18 protein-coding genes and 1 pseudogene are annotated in these 15,209 nt (G+C 73.5%); 7 read left to right on the forward strand and 12 right to left on the reverse strand.

The window, feature by feature from the left end; translation table 11 throughout:
• Positions 1-457 precede the first annotated feature (457 nt).
• The 3 genes from IE98_RS0137515 to IE98_RS0137530 form a co-directional block, all read right to left on the reverse strand.
• Positions 458-706: a hypothetical protein gene (locus tag IE98_RS0137515; RefSeq protein WP_159401182.1), complete on the reverse strand. Its 249-nt coding sequence runs from the start codon at positions 704-706 to the stop codon at positions 458-460.
• Positions 707-1,158: 452 nt separating this feature from the next.
• Entirely contained in the window at positions 1,159-1,326 is a 168-nt protein-coding gene (locus tag IE98_RS50300; RefSeq protein WP_199923035.1) for a hypothetical protein, read from the reverse strand.
• Between the two features lie 28 nt (positions 1,327-1,354).
• The gene (locus tag IE98_RS0137530) at positions 1,355-1,711 is read right to left on the reverse strand and encodes a PRC-barrel domain-containing protein (RefSeq protein WP_030276643.1); all 357 of its coding nucleotides are present in this window, start codon (positions 1,709-1,711) and stop codon (positions 1,355-1,357) included.
• A 198-nt stretch (positions 1,712-1,909) separates the two neighbouring features.
• Here IE98_RS0137530 and IE98_RS0137535 point away from each other — a divergent pair, with 198 nt between their 5' ends.
• Positions 1,910-2,161 carry a hypothetical protein gene (locus IE98_RS0137535; protein WP_030276645.1) on the forward strand — a complete coding sequence of 84 codons (252 nt, stop codon included), beginning with the start codon at positions 1,910-1,912 and terminating at the stop codon, positions 2,159-2,161.
• Between the two features lie 240 nt (positions 2,162-2,401).
• On the opposite strand, the gene IE98_RS0137540 is transcribed toward IE98_RS0137535, so the two are convergent.
• The 3 genes and pseudogenes from IE98_RS0137540 to IE98_RS0137545 all read right to left on the reverse strand — a co-directional run bounded on the left by IE98_RS0137540 (position 2,402) and on the right by IE98_RS0137545 (position 5,034).
• Positions 2,402-2,824 carry a DUF5994 family protein gene (locus tag IE98_RS0137540; protein WP_234443834.1) on the reverse strand — a complete coding sequence of 141 codons (423 nt, stop codon included), beginning with the start codon at positions 2,822-2,824 and terminating at the stop codon, positions 2,402-2,404.
• 247 nt (positions 2,825-3,071) lie between these two features.
• Positions 3,072-3,528: pseudogene (locus IE98_RS51480) on the reverse strand (SpoIIE family protein phosphatase); the annotation flags it as partial.
• Between the two features lie 702 nt (positions 3,529-4,230).
• The gene (locus IE98_RS0137545) at positions 4,231-5,034 is read right to left on the reverse strand and encodes an exodeoxyribonuclease III (RefSeq protein ID WP_030276649.1); all 804 of its coding nucleotides are present in this window, start codon (positions 5,032-5,034) and stop codon (positions 4,231-4,233) included.
• Positions 5,035-5,289: 255 nt separating this feature from the next.
• Between IE98_RS0137545 and IE98_RS0137550 the strand changes: the two genes are divergently transcribed.
• Complete coding sequence (locus tag IE98_RS0137550; protein WP_030276651.1) at positions 5,290-6,066, forward strand: GntR family transcriptional regulator; 777 nt, start codon at positions 5,290-5,292, stop codon at positions 6,064-6,066.
• Positions 6,067-6,195: 129 nt separating this feature from the next.
• Here IE98_RS0137550 and IE98_RS0137555 read toward each other — a convergent pair whose 3' ends face one another.
• Both IE98_RS0137555 and IE98_RS0137560 read right to left on the reverse strand, forming a co-directional pair.
• The gene (locus IE98_RS0137555) at positions 6,196-7,356 is read right to left on the reverse strand and encodes an ROK family protein (protein WP_030276653.1); all 1,161 of its coding nucleotides are present in this window, start codon (positions 7,354-7,356) and stop codon (positions 6,196-6,198) included.
• 279 nt (positions 7,357-7,635) lie between these two features.
• Positions 7,636-8,430 carry a class I SAM-dependent methyltransferase gene (locus IE98_RS0137560; RefSeq protein WP_078661617.1) on the reverse strand — a complete coding sequence of 265 codons (795 nt, stop codon included), beginning with the start codon at positions 8,428-8,430 and terminating at the stop codon, positions 7,636-7,638.
• 134 nt (positions 8,431-8,564) lie between these two features.
• On the opposite strand from IE98_RS0137560, the gene IE98_RS0137565 reads away from it, so the two are divergent.
• A complete protein-coding gene (locus IE98_RS0137565) occupies positions 8,565-8,990 on the forward strand; it encodes a GNAT family N-acetyltransferase (protein ID WP_030276657.1) in 426 nt (141 codons plus the stop codon).
• An 88-nt stretch (positions 8,991-9,078) separates the two neighbouring features.
• Here the strand turns inward: IE98_RS0137565 and IE98_RS0137570 are convergent, their stop codons facing one another.
• Entirely contained in the window at positions 9,079-9,561 is a 483-nt protein-coding gene (locus IE98_RS0137570) for an XRE family transcriptional regulator (RefSeq protein ID WP_234443839.1), read from the reverse strand.
• Positions 9,562-9,766: 205 nt separating this feature from the next.
• Here IE98_RS0137570 and IE98_RS0137575 point away from each other — a divergent pair, with 205 nt between their 5' ends.
• The 4 genes from IE98_RS0137575 (at position 9,767) to IE98_RS51490 (ending at position 11,758) form a co-directional block, all read left to right on the forward strand.
• Positions 9,767-10,543 carry an AzlC family ABC transporter permease gene (locus tag IE98_RS0137575; RefSeq protein WP_063749075.1) on the forward strand — a complete coding sequence of 259 codons (777 nt, stop codon included), beginning with the start codon at positions 9,767-9,769 and terminating at the stop codon, positions 10,541-10,543.
• Complete coding sequence (locus tag IE98_RS0137580) at positions 10,543-10,851, forward strand: AzlD domain-containing protein (protein WP_030276663.1); 309 nt, start codon at positions 10,543-10,545, stop codon at positions 10,849-10,851. The genes IE98_RS0137575 and IE98_RS0137580 overlap by 1 nt, the downstream gene beginning before the upstream one ends.
• Positions 10,852-10,919: 68 nt before the next feature.
• Positions 10,920-11,240 carry an ArsR/SmtB family transcription factor gene (locus IE98_RS51485; RefSeq protein ID WP_030276664.1) on the forward strand — a complete coding sequence of 107 codons (321 nt, stop codon included), beginning with the start codon at positions 10,920-10,922 and terminating at the stop codon, positions 11,238-11,240.
• On the forward strand, positions 11,237-11,758 hold the full coding sequence (locus IE98_RS51490; RefSeq protein ID WP_030276665.1) for an SRPBCC family protein: 522 nt from the start codon (positions 11,237-11,239) through the stop codon (positions 11,756-11,758). The genes IE98_RS51485 and IE98_RS51490 overlap by 4 nt, the downstream gene beginning before the upstream one ends.
• Positions 11,759-11,897: 139 nt before the next feature.
• Here the strand turns inward: IE98_RS51490 and bioD are convergent, their stop codons facing one another.
• From bioD to bioB, 3 genes are read right to left on the reverse strand one after another with little or no spacing between them, the layout of a single operon-like run.
• Complete coding sequence (gene bioD / locus IE98_RS0137595) at positions 11,898-12,638, reverse strand: dethiobiotin synthase (RefSeq protein WP_030276666.1); 741 nt, start codon at positions 12,636-12,638, stop codon at positions 11,898-11,900.
• On the reverse strand, positions 12,635-13,930 hold the full coding sequence (locus tag IE98_RS0137600) for an adenosylmethionine--8-amino-7-oxononanoate transaminase (RefSeq protein ID WP_030276669.1): 1,296 nt from the start codon (positions 13,928-13,930) through the stop codon (positions 12,635-12,637). Before IE98_RS0137600 ends, bioD begins: the two co-directional genes overlap by 4 nt.
• The gene (gene bioB / locus IE98_RS0137605; protein ID WP_030276670.1) at positions 13,930-15,180 is read right to left on the reverse strand and encodes a biotin synthase BioB; all 1,251 of its coding nucleotides are present in this window, start codon (positions 15,178-15,180) and stop codon (positions 13,930-13,932) included. The genes IE98_RS0137600 and bioB overlap by 1 nt, the downstream gene beginning before the upstream one ends.
• Positions 15,181-15,209: the final 29 nt, after the last annotated feature.

The raw sequence follows: 15,209 nt of genomic DNA on the forward strand, positions 1-15,209 counted from the left end.
AAGTCCCGGGAGCGCAGCACCGGTTTCATCCGACATGGCTCGCCACCTGTCCGTGGACACACACACCGGCCCCACCGAACGAGGGCCGACCGTCGGGGACCGGCGGCCGGGCCGCCCCGATACCCCCACGCTACTCCGCCCGCACCGCGCCGATCCGGCCGGTCGGGAGAGCTGGCGCGGGGGCTGGCTCTCTCCGCGCCACTCGATCAGTAAGAGGGTGGCGTCGTCGCTCGGGCGACCGCCCCGCTTCTCCTTCAGGACATGCGAGAGCGCGCGCACGACGGCGCCCACCCCGGCCTGCGAACGCTCGACACGTCGACCCAGCCGATGGGCTGCTCCTCCCCGAACTGCTCCCCGCCGGGCTCGCACTCCTCGACCAAGCCGTCGGCGGAGCACAGGACCCGTCGACCCCCCGCACCGCCCGGCACTGCGCGAGGCCCGCTCGCCGCGGGCTTTTCTACGGCCACTCCGCGTGCCCGGCGGCGGAGCTCTCCGATCCGCCCGCTTCCCAGACGTCGGCGACAACGCGTGCCGGTCGCATCGGACCCTGATCGTCCCCGCCCTGCCTCACGGCCGTGTCGACCAGGAACTCGGCGTACTCCTGCGCAGTTCCATCGAAGTTGCCCTCGGCGTGCTCACCATGGCGCGTGGTGATCTCCACGTCTTCTTCCGAGAGCACACGCACACGCGATCGGTATTTCGCCATCTCGCCCTCCGATTAACTGCCCTCCTGACCGTACGGCCGGTGTTCGTCCTTTGCTCGACGAGTGGCCCGGAATCGTGAGCCCATGCCCATGCCCATGCCCACGGCGAGGCTCGGCGCCTCGGGTGTGGAAAGCGTCTCGGCCTGGTTGACGCGTTCTAGGGCATGAGGCGGGAACGACACCCGAGATCCGTCCTCCTGAGGGACGTGCAGTCATCCGCGTTCATCGATGCGAACAATGCCTTGACCGACTCGCCCGGCGCAACGCCGGGGCCGACGTCGGCGCCCGCCGGCATCCGAGCGGAGCACTGCGGATCCTGCGCGTCTTCGAGGACACTCCGCATATGGTCGGGCGCACTTCAGCCCCGTGGCGTGGCTCCAGGTCGCGGGCACCCATGTGCGAAGCGGATCCCCCCACTGATCCGTGGACCGGGCTGTCGGTGCCGCGGCGGATTTCAGCGGTTGGGGGAGCGGCCGCCGTGCCGGAACCGGACGGCGGAGACGATCACGGCGATGATCAGTACAGCGATGCCGATGAAAAGCAGGTAGAGCAGGCCGTGGGTGACGACGCCGACGATGCCGAGCACGATCGCCAGGATGATCAGGAACAGCACCAGTGCCATCTTCGGTCTCCTTCGGTGTCCGCCGGTCCTATCGGCGTGCCAGGCGGCGTTCACCGCCCGCGCCCGGGGCGTAGTCCAGTTCGTAGTGGGCGAAGATCGCCGCCTCGTCCTCGGCCGGCAGTATGCCGTCGGTGCCGATGGCCGGCGCCTTCTTGACCCGGCTCTTGGGCCAGGCGACCTGCAGATGGCCTGGGCCGACCCGTGAGTGGGCGAGGGGGACGAAGACCAGGCGGCGGCGCGTGGGCAGCCCGACCGTGACGGTGGCGAACGAGGGCTGGTCCGTTGCGGTGTCGACGTAGACGGACTCCAGCGTGCCGATCTTGTGGCGGTCGGCGTCCACCACGTCGTGGCCGCGCCATTCCCGGATGTCACCCGCTTCGAACATCAGCAGCCTCCGACTGTCTGTGGGCATCTCCCATTCTTCCTTCGGCGCGTGCCGCCGTCACCTGCCCGGTGCGCGGGAAGGGACTCGGTACGACCACCGGCCGCGCTTTCGGCGCTGGTGGAAGCCGTCCGGTCGCCGGTGGCCTGTCGGGCGCCTACGGTCGTGTTCTGACACGGCCCGTCGTCGCGGGAGGCCAGGATGGGGTACTACCGGTGGATTCTCCGGACGGAGGACGACGACGGCCGCTGGTTCCAGCAGGACGGCGCTCCCATGCCGAACCCCCTGGAGTACGACGGGCCGCCCCAGCAGGCGGCGAACCACCTGCGGGACGTGTTCGTCCGCACGCTCTCCAGCCCCGCTCCAGGTCCCCGGGCGATCACGGTCCGGGTCTGGGAGGGGCACCACCCGGTCGGTGAACCCCAGGCCGAGACCGAGTGGTCGCGCGAGTAGCCGGACCAGGCGCGACCAGGAGGACGGGCCGCGGTTCGCCGCATCACCGATGCCTGCATCGAAGGTGAATCAGCGCGGGACGGCCCCGGTCATCGACTGCGACGCCGCCGTGGTTGCAGGGTTCCCCGGCCCCTGCAGCGGCGCACGTCCGGGCCAGGTCCGCGCACCTGCCCGCTGGATCCGGGGTGCAGTCGGCGCGGCTGGCGGCGAACGGCAGGATGTCGTCTGCCGCGATCGTCGTCATCCGCCGGCCCGCGGGTCCGCGGTCGGCGCACCCGCAGCTGTCAGGAGGTCGGTGCCGGTGTGGGTGTTGGCCGGGTCGGACGCCGCCGTCATCAGCCACTCGGCGGTGGAAGCCTCGGTCTCGGGGGGAATCACCAGGAGCTCGATACGCAGCGGGATGAAGGAGCACACCATCACCTCGTCCGCATCCTGTTCCTGTTCGAACCATCCGACGTGGATGACGTGGCCTTCGACCGGGACCCGCCGGGGGATGACCGGCCAGTGCGTCGGATTCACGGTGACGCGGGTGATCTTCCCCCATGTGGGGTCCAGTGCTGCTGCCAGCGGGGGGAGTTCGCGCAGGAGGTCGTGCGAGCGGGGCCACCAGGCCCCGTCCAGCCGCCCTGCGGTGGCGCCCTCGGGTGTCAGCGAGATGCGCACCGGCGGTTCTGGCCCAGGTGGCTGGGCAGCGGTGGTATCAGAGGTCGCGGTCATATCGAACACCCGCCCTGGGCTCGTTGGTGTGGACGGCCTGGTGTCGGCGCCTGGCACTGCAGGAATCCCGCCGGTCGTTGACGGTGCGTTCTTCCACCGTACTCCGGCCGGACCCGGCCCCCGGGTGAGCAGGGGGCGGGGCGGTGGGCTGCTGCGCGCCGAGCTTCGTCGCCGTGAAGGCCTATCGGTGTGCCTACCGTTCCGGTGCGGCGAGGTGATCGGAGGTGCCGCCGCGCCACTCGACCAGGAAGAGGCTCGCGTCGTCGGTCGTGGGCCCCGCGGCTGGCGGGCCCGCCCCGCTCGATGGCGGCGATCAGGCGTTCCTCGCCGAACTGCCCGCCACCTCTCTTGTGTTCCTCGACGAGGCCGTCTGTGTAGAACAGCGCCCGGTCGCCGCGCCGGACCAGGTGCAGGACGCCGTTCTTGAGGGCGTAGTCCAGGCTGTCGCCGGCGATGTTGTAGTCAGGTTCCAGGATTCCGGCGAGCGCGACCTGCGGGGTGTTCATCGCCCAGAGGGGAAGCAGCGACCGCTGTATTTCGGCTGCCGCGCCCATCGGCTCGCGGCGCCGTGCTTGGAAGAACTGGTCCGTGTAGCCGTTCTTGGTGGTGGGCAGGTCGGCGACCAGTGCGGCGAGGCGGCGAAGCGGCCGCCATGGGGAGGTTGCCCTCCAGGGCGATGGTGGCGGCGAACTGGCGCCGGTCGTGAATGGCCACCTGCGGCAGTCCGGCCTGCTCGCGCAGGTCGTGGAAGTGTCGACGCGCTGTGGCGGGGGTCCGGTAGATGCGTTCCTCGGTGCGGGGCCTCGGACGGGCGGAGTGCTTCGCAGGGTTGTGACGCAGCCGCCACGATCGCACCGCGGCGTTGAGCGTGGGCGGTGGTCCAGTCGTCGGTGTGCCTCGGACGCAGATCGAGGATCCAGTAGCGGCCAAAGGCCGGCATGAGGTCGAGCTCGACGCACGCCTTGTATCCGGCGTACGTGGTTGGCGAGAGTATCGGCTTCCTGGTGGCGAGTCGATCGCGCAGGAAGCCGGCGACGGTGGTACGGAGGTTTCTCGCAGACGCCGTGCAGCTCACCGTCGAGGACCACGTACTTCTCCTGACAGCCTCGGCAGGGATGGCGAACCCGCCCGGGCGGCGGTTCCCAAGCCGACCGTCCTCCCTCGTGAGATCCACCGCGTACGTCCACTCCCGTGCCCCGCGTCTCCGGCCAGGCGTAGGCGCCAGGGGACCAGCCGTGCCCCCCGACCTGGGAAGCGACACGAAGGGTTGGCGGTCGGCTTGATCCGCTGTGGCGACCCCGCGCGGGGTTCGTCCACCGGTTCCCGGCGCCCGGCGATGCCGGCTCACTGAGTCAGAACTTGTGGTCGAAGACCGCCGTGACGGGAGCATGGTCGGACCAGCGCTCGGCGTGGGAGGCCGCCCGCTCCACGTAGGCCTCGGTGCACCTGGCCGCAAGTCCCTGACTGGCGATCAGATAATCGATCCTCCAGCCCGAGTCGTTGTCGAAGGCGCGGCCGCGGTAGGACCACCAGGTGTAGGGCCCGGCCTGGTCGGGGTGGAGGGCGCGGACGACGTCCACGTAGCCAACGTCGTCGAAGAGACGGGTCATCCAGGCGCGCTCCTCGGGGAGGAAGCCGGCGTTCTTCTGGTTGGCCCGCCAGTTCTTGAGGTCCTCGGGGCGGTGGGCGATGTTCCAGTCGCCGCAGACCAGGACCTCGCGCCCCTCCTCGGCGGCCCGCCGCCTCAGGCTGTCGAGGTGGACGAGGAACTCCGCCATGAAGCGTTCCTTCTCGTCCTGGCGCTCGGTGCCGACCTCGCCGGACGGCAGGTAGAGGCTGGCGACCGTGAGGCCCGGCAGGTCGATCTCGGCGTACCGGCCGGAGCTGTCGAACTCGGTGGAGCCGAAGCCGATCGCGGTCCGCTCCGGCGCCCGGCGGGAGAGCACCGCCACTCCGGCCCGGCCCTTCGCGGCGGCCGGCGCCCACACCGCGTGCCAGCCGTCCAGGTCCTTGAACCCGGCCGGCAGCTGGTCGGCCTCGGCGCGGACCTCCTGCAGACAGACGACGTCGGCCTTGGTGCCGGCGAGCCACTCGGTGAGGCCCTTCTTGGCGGCCGCCCGGATGCCGTTGACGTTGACTGTTGAAACCACGATCACCCCGGGAGGGTACCCGCCGGCCCGGCGGTTCGCCGAAGCGGTCAGGCTCCGCTGTGGCGCAGGTCACGAACGGTCGGCAGGTGTCCAAGCTCCGGTCAAGGTCGGTCATTGGTCTTGACCATCTCCTCCGCCACCCCCTAGGGTCTGCTTACTGCAAAGACCTTTAATAAAGAAGGACGGATAAAGCCCACCCTCCCCACCTGCCGAAACCGGGGAGGGGCCGGGCGGCCCCACACCTTCAGGGCGGAGGACACGGTGGCGCAAGGACAGCTCGCGGCGGCTCCCGAGCCGAAGTACTGGCACCTGCGCACCGTCCTGGTGCGCACCATCGACTCGGAGTTCTCGGCCGGTCAGGTGCTGCCCAACGAGCGCGAGCTCGCCGCCCGCTTCGGCGTGGCCCGGGCGACGCTGCGCCAGGCCCTCGACCAGCTGGAGCTGGAGGGCCGGCTGGTCCGCCGCCGCGGCATCGGCACCGTGATCGCCGCCCCGCGGGTCGGCGTCCCGGTGAGCAGCAGCGAGGAGGGCTGGCCCAGCGCCTCGCGCAACCAGTCCTGGCGGATCGTCGACTGCACCAGCGCCCCCGCCACGGCCCGGCTGGCCGCCGACCTGGGCGTGCTGCCCGGCGAGACGGTGCACACCGTGCGCCGGGTGCGCCTCGTCCAGGGCCGGGTGATGGCGACCGAGTCGCTGCACGTCCCCGACTCCGCGGTGCCGCACCTGCCCGCACTGCCGCAGCTGGTCGGCTCGACGGCCGAGGGCGAGCGCGCCCGTTCGGTGCTCCGCCAGCTGGAGCGCTGCGGCGTGGACGGCGAGTCCCGCACGGTCGAACTGGGTGTCGCCGAGGCCGAGCAGGCCGCCCTGCTGGAGCGCCCGCCGGGCACCCCGGTGCTGGTGGTCACCACCGTGTACGCGTCCGCCGGCCGCCACATCGCCCGCGCCGTCTGCACCTACCGCGCCGACACCTGCAAGCTCACCTTCGGCGAGACCGGCGCCGTCGAGGTCACCCCGGTCGAGGCGGTCCGCTCCGCCTGACACCCGCCGGAACGCGATCCGCGGGCCCGTCCGACACCGGACCGGGCCCGCGCTTCCGTTTCCGGACGGTGCGCCGGGTCGGCGCGACCGGGGCCGGCCTGGGCCGGCGTAGTTCGGCCCCGTCCGGGTTCAGCGCGGGCCGGCCCCCGGCGGGTCGACCGCGAACAGCTGCTCCTCCACGTGGTCCAGCGCCACCCGCAGCGCTCCGGTCGCCACGACCTCGGTGCCGAGCGCGGCCAGTGCGACCTCCGGTGCCCGCAGGGTGAACCGCCCGAGCTGCTCGCGCAGCGGCTCCAGGACGCCGTCCAGTCCGGCGGCCCAGCCGCCGACGACCACCAACTGCGGGTCCAGGGCGAGGACGAGCGCCGCCACGTCGTGCACCAGCCGGCCGAGGAAGCGGCCCATGGCGTCCTGGGCGACCTCGTCGCCCTCCCGGGCGAGCCTCAGCACCCGGGCGACCGCGGCCTCGTCCAGCGGGTCGAGCGGCTTGCCGGTGGTGGAGAGCAGCCGCTCCGGGGTGGCCTCCTGGCCGAGCAGGTGCAGGGCGCCGATCTCGCCGGCGGCGCCGCCGTACCCGCGGTGCAGCCGGCCGTTGATCAGTGACCCGGCGCCGGGGCTGAGGCCGGCCATGACGAAGACGACGTCGCCCTTGCCGACCGCGGCGCCCTTCCAGTGCTCGGCGATCGCGGCGAGGTTGGCGTCGTTCTCGATGACGACCGGGCAGCGGAACGAGCGGCGCAGCCGGGCGCCGAGGTCGAGTCCGGTCCAGCCGGGCATGGCGGTGCTGAGCCGGACGGTGCCCTCGCCGTCGACGATGCCGGGGGTGCCGACGGCGACCGCCCAGAGGTTGTCCCGGGAGACGCCGGCCTTGCGCAGCACCTCGGCGACGGTCGTCCGCATGACGCCGAGCCGCTCCTCGGCGTCCAGGGCCTCGTCCACCGGCTTGGCGTGCCCGGCAAGGATCTCGCCGCTGAGGTCGGCGAGGACCACCCGGACGTCGTGCACGCCGATCTCGATGCCGAGCGCGTGCCCGGCCTCGGCGCGGAACCGGAACCAGCGGGCCGGGCGGCCGCGCCGCCCGCCGCCGTCCTGGCCGTGCTCGACCTCGGCGACCAGCCCGGACTCCATCAGGCCCTCGATGACGCCCTCGACGGTCGGCCGGGAGAGCCCGGTGTCGCCGACGAGCTGCGTCAGGGTGACGGTCTGTCCGTCGCGCAGCGCCCGCAGGGTGACCGCCGCGTTGATCCGACGCAGCAGCGAGGAGTCCCCTCCGGTGAGCCGATCCGCCAAGTCGCTGCCCTTCCCGCGTTCGCGCGACAGCTCTGGCGCGCGGTGCCGAGTGCGCGGTGACCTCCGTTGCCCCGCGAGAGTCCGCCGCGGGGCAGCACGGCACAACGGCGTGCGCACCCCGGGGCATCAGCCGGGATGGTACTCGGGCACCCCTCGGGCCGCGAGCGTTTCCGCAGCTCATCACGTATTCGGTATGGAAACGGTACGAACGCGGTGACGCTCCGGTGCGGCCGCCCGCGGACGTGCGGCCGGACACCCCCGGCCGGCGCCGGGCGGGGCTCAGCCGTCGAGGCGCCACACCACCGAGGTCTTCTCCGGGGCGTCCTCCAGATCGGCCACCACCGGCACCCGGTAGGAGGCGACCTCGGTGAAGTGCTCGCGCGGCAGGTACGCCCGGCCGGGGTCGCCGACCAGCACCAGGGCGCCGCGGGCGCGGGCCCGCCGAAGGAACGGCAGCACCCGGTCGGCCATGGCCCGTTCGTAGAAGACGTCGCCGGCCAGCACCACCTCGGCGGGGGAGCCGTCGCCGGGCAGCAGGTCGGCGCAGCGCGCCTCGACCGCCACGCCGTTCGCCGCGGCGTTGAGGCCGATCGCGGCGACCGCGTACGCGTCGATCTCCGCGGCGGTGACGGAGGCGGCCCCGCGCAGGGCGCAGGCGATGCCGACCAGCCCGGAGCCGGCGGCGAGGTCGAGGACCGTCCGGTCCGCGACGGCCTCCGGGTGGTCCAGCACGTACCGGGCGACGGCCTGGCCGCCGGCCCAGGCGAACCCCCAGAACGGCGGCGGCAGCCCGATCTCGCCCTTCGCCGACTCGGTGCGCTCCCACAGCCCGATCGCCTCCTCGGCCAGGTGCAGTCGGACCTCGGGGACGAAGGGGACCGCGCCGATCGCGGTCTGTGCCCGGACGAACTCCTCCGCGGCGACGGCGACGGCGCGGTCCGATCCGGGGCCGGCCGGGCCAGGGCCGTCCGATCCGGGGCCGGCCGGGCCAGGGCCGTCCGATCCGGGGCCGGTCGGCGCGGAACCGGCCGGGGCGGAGCCGGTGGCGGGGGCTGCGGTGGGTGCGGTCGGCACGGTGCTCCTCGCGGGGTGTCGCACAGGCGGGGGACGGCCCGAGCCTACGGGACGGGTGACACGAGGTCAGCCCGCACCCGTCTCAGCCCGTGGAATGTCGTGTCGCGCCGGAGCGCGGCTGTTAGACAGGGCGCATGACCGAGATCGCGATCCGTACCGCGCGCCCCGACGAGATCCCCGCCCTGCTCGCCTTCTGGGAGCGGGCCGCCGAGGGCACCAGCATCACCGACGACGAGGCAGGCGTCGCCCGGTTGATCGAACGGGACCCGCAGGCCCTGCTGCTCGCGGAGCTCGACGGGGTGCTCGCGGGCACGGTCATCGCCGGCTACGACGGCTGGCGCTGCCACCTCTACCGGCTGGCGGTGGACCCGCAGCTGCGCCGCCGCGGGGTCGGCGGCGCCCTGATCGCGGCGGCCGAGGCGAGGTTCGCCGAGCTGGGCGGACGCCGGGCCGACGCCATGGTGCTGGAGCACAACGAACTCGGCCAGGGCGCCTGGGCGGGCGCCGGCTACCGGCGCGAGGAGCAGTGGCGCCGCTGGGTCCACCCGCTGGCCGGCTGACACCCGGAACGGCCGCGCGGGCGCCCGGCAGGCCGGAGCGGCGGGCCGCGAGGCCGGGGCGGCGGGCCGCAAGGGCGTGCCGGAGGGCTCAGACGTGCTCCATGGTGAGCGTCGCCGTGGTGTCCGGCTCCAGCGCCTCGAAGACGTGCGGCGCGTCGCCGGGGTAGGCGATGTAGTCGCCCGGGCCGAGTTCGACCGGGGCCGCCGCCGGGCCGACCAGGGCCCGGCCGGTCCCGATCACCACGTGTTCCACCGAGCCGGGCAGGTGCGGGTCGGAGCGCCGGACGCCGCCGGGCTGGGCGTCGATCCGGTAGATGTCCCGCCGGGCGTTCGGCGGGCAGGAGGCGAGCAGGGTGGCCGCGTAGTCCGCCCGCTCCGACCAGGTGACCGGCCCCTCGCCGGCCCGGACGATGCGCACCTGCGGCCGCGGCGGGTCGACCAGGCGGCTGAACGGCACGTCCAGGGCCGCCCCGAGGGCCCACAGGGTCTCCACGCTCGGGTTCCCGGCGCCCGCCTCCAGTTGCGAGAGCGTCGACTTGGCGATCCCCGCGCGGCGGGCGAGCTCCGTCATGGAGAGCCCGGCCCGCTCCCGCTCCCGGCGGATCGAGGCGGAGATGAGGGCGATCAGGTCGAGCGAGGACCGGTGGCCGCCCGGTGCCGCCGCGCCGTCCGCAGGGACGCTGTCCACAGGATCCACGTGTTCGCTCCAGACTACTGTCCGTTCGGCTTGACGAACGCCGAGGTTGCTGTTCATTCTAATGGACATGCGTTCGGCAATGCGAACACTCGATCGCGGCACGTTCCGCGACATCGCCCTGGTCTGTCTCGCCGACGCCCTCGTCGGCGCCTCCTTCGGCGCGATCGCCGTCTCCGGCGGGCTGCCGGCCTGGGTGCCGGTGGTCATGTCGCTGCTGGTCTTCGCCGGCGGCTCGCAGTTCGCCGCGGTCGGCGTCGTGCTCGCCGGCGGCGGCCCGATCGCCGCGGTGGTCACCGGCCTCGTCCTCAACGCGCGGCTGCTGCCCTTCGGCTTCGCCGTCGCCGACGTGCTCGGCGGCGGCTGGCGGACGAAGCTGCTCGGCGCCCAGATGCTCACCGACGAGTCCGCCGCGTTCACCCTGCTGCAGCGCGACCCGAAGGCGCGCCGCGCCGCCTTCTGGATCTGCGGCGTCGCGCTGTTCGCGGTGTGGAACGTCGCCGTCCTGCTCGGCGCGCTGGCCGGCGGTGCCATCGGCGACACCGACGCGCTCGGGCTGGACGCGGCCTTCCCGGCCGTCCTGCTGGCCCTGGTGCTGCCCTCGCTCGCCGACCGGTCGGTCCGCAACCCGGCGCTGGTCGGCGCGGTGGCCGCGGTCGCCGCCACGCCCTTCCTGCCGGCCGGCCTGCCCGTCCTGGTGGCGCTGCTCGCGCTCGTCCCGGCCGCCCGGGCCGCACTGCGCCGCACCCCGCCGCAGACGCCCGAATCCGAAGCGGACCCCGAAGCCGGCGACCGGCCCGCAGTCGACCCCGAGTGCCAGTCCGCAGGCCGGCCCGCATCCATGGCGGAGGTCCGCTGATGCCGTTCCTCGCCATCCTGCTGCTCGCCGCCGGCACCTACGGCTTCCGTCTGGCCGGCCCGGTCCTCCGTGACCGGCTGCACCTCTCCGAGGCGCTGGAACGGCTGCTCTCCACTGCCGCCGCCGTGCTGCTGATCGCCCTGGTGGCGACCGCGGCGCTCACCCAGGCCCAGGGCTTCGCCGGGTGGGCCCGGCCGGCCGGGGTGCTGGTCGCCGGCCTCCTGGTGCTGCGCCGCGCGCCCTTCCCGCTGGTCGTCGTCGCGGCGGCCGGGACGACGGCGGTGCTCCGGCTCTGCGGCGTGGCCTGACGCGCCGGGTCGACCGGGGCCGCGCGTTCCAGTAGACATGTGACCAAATGGTCACCTATCCTGAAGCTGTGTCCGACGACGACCTGGTGTTCAAGGCCCTCGCCGATCCGACCCGCCGGTTCCTGCTCGACCTGCTGTTCGCCCGCGACGGGCGGACGCTCACCGAGCTGGAGTCCGAGCTGGAGATGTCGCGGTTCGGCGTCATGAAACACCTGCGCGTCCTGGAGGACGCCGGCCTCGTGGTGTCCCGGAAGTCGGGTCGCGAGAAGCTCCACTTCCTCAATCCCGTGCCGATCCGGCTGATCCACGACCGCTGGATCGACAAGTACACCGAGCGCCACGTGACCGCTTTGACCGAGCTCAAGGCAGAGTTGGAGAAGGACTCATGAGCGGGACCGACAGCGCGGCGACCACCCAGGTCTACCGCGTCTACATCAAGGCCTCCCCCGAGCAGGTGTGGGACGCCATCACCAAGCCCGAGTGGACCGACCGCTACGGCTACGGCGGTCTCACCGACTACGACTTCACCCCGGGCGCCGCCTACCGCACCCTGCCCGGGCCGGCGATGGTCGAGGGATCCAAGGAGATGGGCTTCCCCGTCCCGGAGACCGTCGTCGACGGCGAGGTCGTCGAGGCCGACCCGCCGCGCAGGCTCGTGCTGACCTGGCGGATGGCCATGGACCCGCGGCTGGCCGCCGAGGGCTTCACCCGGCTCACCTACGAGCTGGCGGAGAAGAACGGCTCCACCCGGCTCACCGTGACCCACGAGCTGGCCGGCGCCCCGCAGCTCGCCGCGCTGGTCAGCGGCGCCCACGACGACGAGCAGATGGGCGGTGGCGGCGGCTGGAGCTGGGTGCTCAGCGACCTCAAGTCGCTGCTGGAGACGGGCAAGACGCTCGCCCAGTGACCGCCTCCCCGGCAGCGCCGTTGCGTGACCGCGTCCGCGACGGCGTCGCCGTGACCGCGTCGCAGTGACCGCGGCCCGGCGCCCGTCAGCCCAGTGCGGCCCGACTCCCTTGGGAGCCGGGCCGCACCGGTACGAGGAGCTACCCGCGCGGTGCGGGCACCGCGTGCGCGGCGGTGAAGGCGTCCGCGTCCCAGCTGCCGCCGAGCACCGGGGCCAGCGAGGCGCGGGCCGCCGACACGAACGGCCCGCCGCCCACCTCGGCGCACCCGGCGGGCAGGGCCCCGAGCAGCGGAGCGCCCGAGGCCACCGGGAGGTCAGCCAGGTTGCAGCGCATCGCCAGGTCCGGCTCGTCCGGCCAGGCGCCGATCACCACACCGTGCAGCCGCAGACCGCGCGCGGCCAGGGCCTCCGCGGTCAGCGCCGTGGTGTTGAGGGTGCCCAGCCCGGCGGTCGCCACCACCAGCACGGACGGCTCCAGGCCGAGCCCGGCCGCGGCGAGCGCCATGTCGGCGAGGGTGTTCCCGTCCTCGTCGTAGCGGACGAGCAGCCCGCCCGCACCCTCCACCAGTACCAGCGCGTGGTCCTCGGCCAGTTCGGCGACGGCGTCGGCGACCTGCCGCGGGTGGACGGTGGGCATGCCGGCCCGCCGGGCCGCGGTGTCCGGGGCGAGCGGCTCGGGGTAGCGGGCCAGCTCACGGACGGTGAGGCTGCGCCCGGTGAGCCGGACCACCTCGGCGACGTCCCCGGCCTCGGCCGGGGCGACCCCGGTCTGACCGGGCTTCAGCACGGCCACCGGCCCCTCGGCGAGGGCGGCCACCGCCGCCGTGACGACGGTCTTGCCGACCTCCGTCCCGGTGCCGGTCACGAAGAGCACGCTCATCCGGCCACCGCCGCGGCAGCGACACCGGCGGTGATCCGCGCCAGGTCCTGATCGTCCGTCACGTAGGGCGGCATCGTGTAGACGAGGTCGCGGAAGGGCCGCAGCCAGACGCCCTCGCGCGCGGCGGCCTCGGTCGCCGCCGCCATGTCCACGGGGTGGTCCAGCTGGACGACGCCGATCGCACCCTGCACCCGCACGTCGAGCACGCCCGGGGCGTCCGCGACCTGCGCGAGTCCGGCGGAGAGGCCGGCCTCGATCCGCTTGACCTCCAGCTGCCAGTCCTGGCCGAGCAGCAGCCCGATCGAGGCGTTGGCGACGGCCGCGGCCAGCGGGTTGCCCATGAACGTCGGACCGTGCGCCAGCACCGGCATCTCGCCACGGCTGATGCCGTCGGCGACCTCCGCCGTGCACAGCGTCGCGGCCATCGTCAGGTAGCCGCCGGTGAGCGCCTTGCCCAGGCACATCACGTCCGGCGACACCCCGGCGTGGTCGGCCGCGAACAGTGCGCCGCTGCGGCCGAAGCCGGTGGCGATCTCGTCGAAGACCAGCAGCACGCCGTGCTCGTCGCACAGCTCGCGCAGCAGCCGCAGGTGGGCGGGGGAGTGGAAGCGCATCCCGCCCGCACCCTGCACCACCGGCTCCACGACGATCGCGGCCAGCTCGTCCGCGTGCTGCGCCACCGCGTCGGCGAGCAGGCCCGCGTACGCCTCGTCGAGCGGCGCGTCGAAGCCGGCCGGCGGCTCCGGGACGAACAGCTGACGGGGCAGCACGCCGCCCCACAGGTGGTGCATCCCGCCGTCCGGGTCGCAGACCGACATCGGGTGGAAGGTGTCGCCGTGGTAGCCGCCGCGCCAGGTCAGCACCCGGCGCTTGGCCGGGCGGCCGACCGACTGCCAGTACTGCAGGCACATCTTCAGCGCCACCTCGACCGCGACCGACCCGGAGTCGGCGAGGAAGACGTGCCGGAGCGGCTCCGGGGTGATGTCGACCAGCGTCGCCGCCAGCCGGACGGCGGGCTCGTGGGTGAGCCCGCCGAACATCACGTGGCTCATCCGGCCGAGCTGCTCGCGCACCGCCTCGTCCAGCACCGGGTGCCGGTAGCCGTGGATCGCCGCCCACCAGGAGGACATGCCGTCGATCAGTTCCCGGTGGCCGCCCGCCGGCTCGGCGAGCCGCAGCCGCACCCCGGACGTGGACTCCACCACGTACGGGGTGACGGTGCCGGGCATGGGCCCGTACGGGTGCCAGACGTGCGCCCGGTCGAGGCCGAGCAGGTGCTGGACGTCGGTCATCAGGCGTTCGGGGCCAGCTCGGTGCCCGCGCCGCGCCGGCGCACCCGCACCAGGTCGGTCCGGGCCTCGTCCGAGGACTCCGCCTCGATCAGGGCCTTCGCCTCCGCCTCGACCTCCGCCGCGGCTCCGGTCGCGGCCGGCTCGGCGTGCCCGCCGCACGGGCCGCAGCCGCCGCTGCCGCAGGCGTGCTCCTCGGTGCCGCAGGCGGAGGCCGTGCCGCCGCCGCAGCCGCCCGCGACCGCGTCCGCGCGGTGCCGCGGCAGGGTGCGCTCGTCCGCGCCCTCGACGGTGAAGCCCGCGTCCTTGATCATGTCGAGGTCGGTCTGGCCGGCCTGGCCCTCACTGGTCAGGTAGTCGCCCAGGAAGATCGAGTTGGCGATCTCCAGGCCCAGCGGCTGCAGCGAGCGCAGGTGCACCTCGCGGCCGCCGGCGATCCGCACCTCGATGTCCGGGCAGACGAAGCGGACCATCGCCAGGATGCGCAGGCAGCGCTGCGGGCTGAGGTTCCACTCCTGCGCCAGCGGCGTGCCCTCGAACGGGATCAGGAAGTTGACCGGCACCGAGTCCGAGCCGAGGTCGCGCAGCGCGAACACCACGTCGACCAGGTCCTCGTCGCTCTCGCCCATGCCCGCGATCAGGCCCGAGCAGGCCGACAGGCCCGCGCCGTGCGCCTTCTGCACGGTGTCCACCCGGTCCGCGTAGGTGTGGGTGGTGGTGATGCCCCCGTACGTCGCCTCGGAGGTGTTGAGGTTGTGGTTGTACGCGTCGGCACCGGCCGCCTTCAGCCGCTCCGCCTGGTTGTCGGAGAGCAGGCCCAGGCAGGCGCACACCTCGACCTGCGCGTCGGCGTCCTTGATGGCGGCGATGGTGTCGGCGACCCGGTCGATGTCACGGTCCGTCGGGCCGCGGCCGCTGGCGACCAGGCAGACCCGCTTCGCGCCGCCCGCCAGACCGGCGGCGGCCGCCTCGGCCGCCTGCTCCGGCTTCAGCCAGGTGTACTTGAGGATCTCGGCCTTCGAACCGAGCCGCTGCGAACAGTACGAGCAGTCCTCCGGGCAGAGACCGCTCTTCAGGTTCACCAGGTAGTTGAGCTTGACCCGCCGGCCGAACCACTGGCGGCGGACCTTGCCGGCGGCCGCGACGACGTCCAGGAGTTCGTCGTCCGTGGTGGCGAGGACGGCCAGCGCCTCCTCCCGGGTGGGCAGTTCCCGGCGCAGGCCCTTGGCGGTGAGGGTGTCGAGCAGATCCATGCGCTCGATCCTGCCCGTGCCGCGTCGCC

Source organism: Streptomyces sp. NRRL B-24484, assembly GCF_000717715.1.
Taxonomy (GTDB): Bacteria; Actinomycetota; Actinomycetes; order Streptomycetales; family Streptomycetaceae; genus Kitasatospora.

Coding starts and splice junctions, on each gene's coding strand:
- bioD (WP_030276666.1), bottom strand. CDS start 12,638: ATGAGCGTGCTCTTCGTGACCGGCACCGGGACGGAGGTCGGCAAGACC.
- IE98_RS51490 (WP_030276665.1), top strand. CDS start 11,237: ATGAGCGGGACCGACAGCGCGGCGACCACCCAGGTCTACCGCGTCTAC.
- IE98_RS0137565 (WP_030276657.1), top strand. CDS start 8,565: ATGACCGAGATCGCGATCCGTACCGCGCGCCCCGACGAGATCCCCGCC.
- IE98_RS0137600 (WP_030276669.1), bottom strand. CDS start 13,930: ATGACCGACGTCCAGCACCTGCTCGGCCTCGACCGGGCGCACGTCTGG.
- IE98_RS0137575 (WP_063749075.1), top strand. CDS start 9,767: ATGCGAACACTCGATCGCGGCACGTTCCGCGACATCGCCCTGGTCTGT.
- IE98_RS50300 (WP_199923035.1), bottom strand. CDS start 1,326: ATGGCACTGGTGCTGTTCCTGATCATCCTGGCGATCGTGCTCGGCATC.
- IE98_RS0137515 (WP_159401182.1), bottom strand. CDS start 706: ATGGCGAAATACCGATCGCGTGTGCGTGTGCTCTCGGAAGAAGACGTG.
- IE98_RS0137530 (WP_030276643.1), bottom strand. CDS start 1,711: ATGTTCGAAGCGGGTGACATCCGGGAATGGCGCGGCCACGACGTGGTG.
- IE98_RS0137535 (WP_030276645.1), top strand. CDS start 1,910: ATGGGGTACTACCGGTGGATTCTCCGGACGGAGGACGACGACGGCCGC.
- bioB (WP_030276670.1), bottom strand. CDS start 15,180: ATGGATCTGCTCGACACCCTCACCGCCAAGGGCCTGCGCCGGGAACTG.
- IE98_RS0137580 (WP_030276663.1), top strand. CDS start 10,543: ATGCCGTTCCTCGCCATCCTGCTGCTCGCCGCCGGCACCTACGGCTTC.
- IE98_RS0137570 (WP_234443839.1), bottom strand. CDS start 9,561: ATGACGGAGCTCGCCCGCCGCGCGGGGATCGCCAAGTCGACGCTCTCG.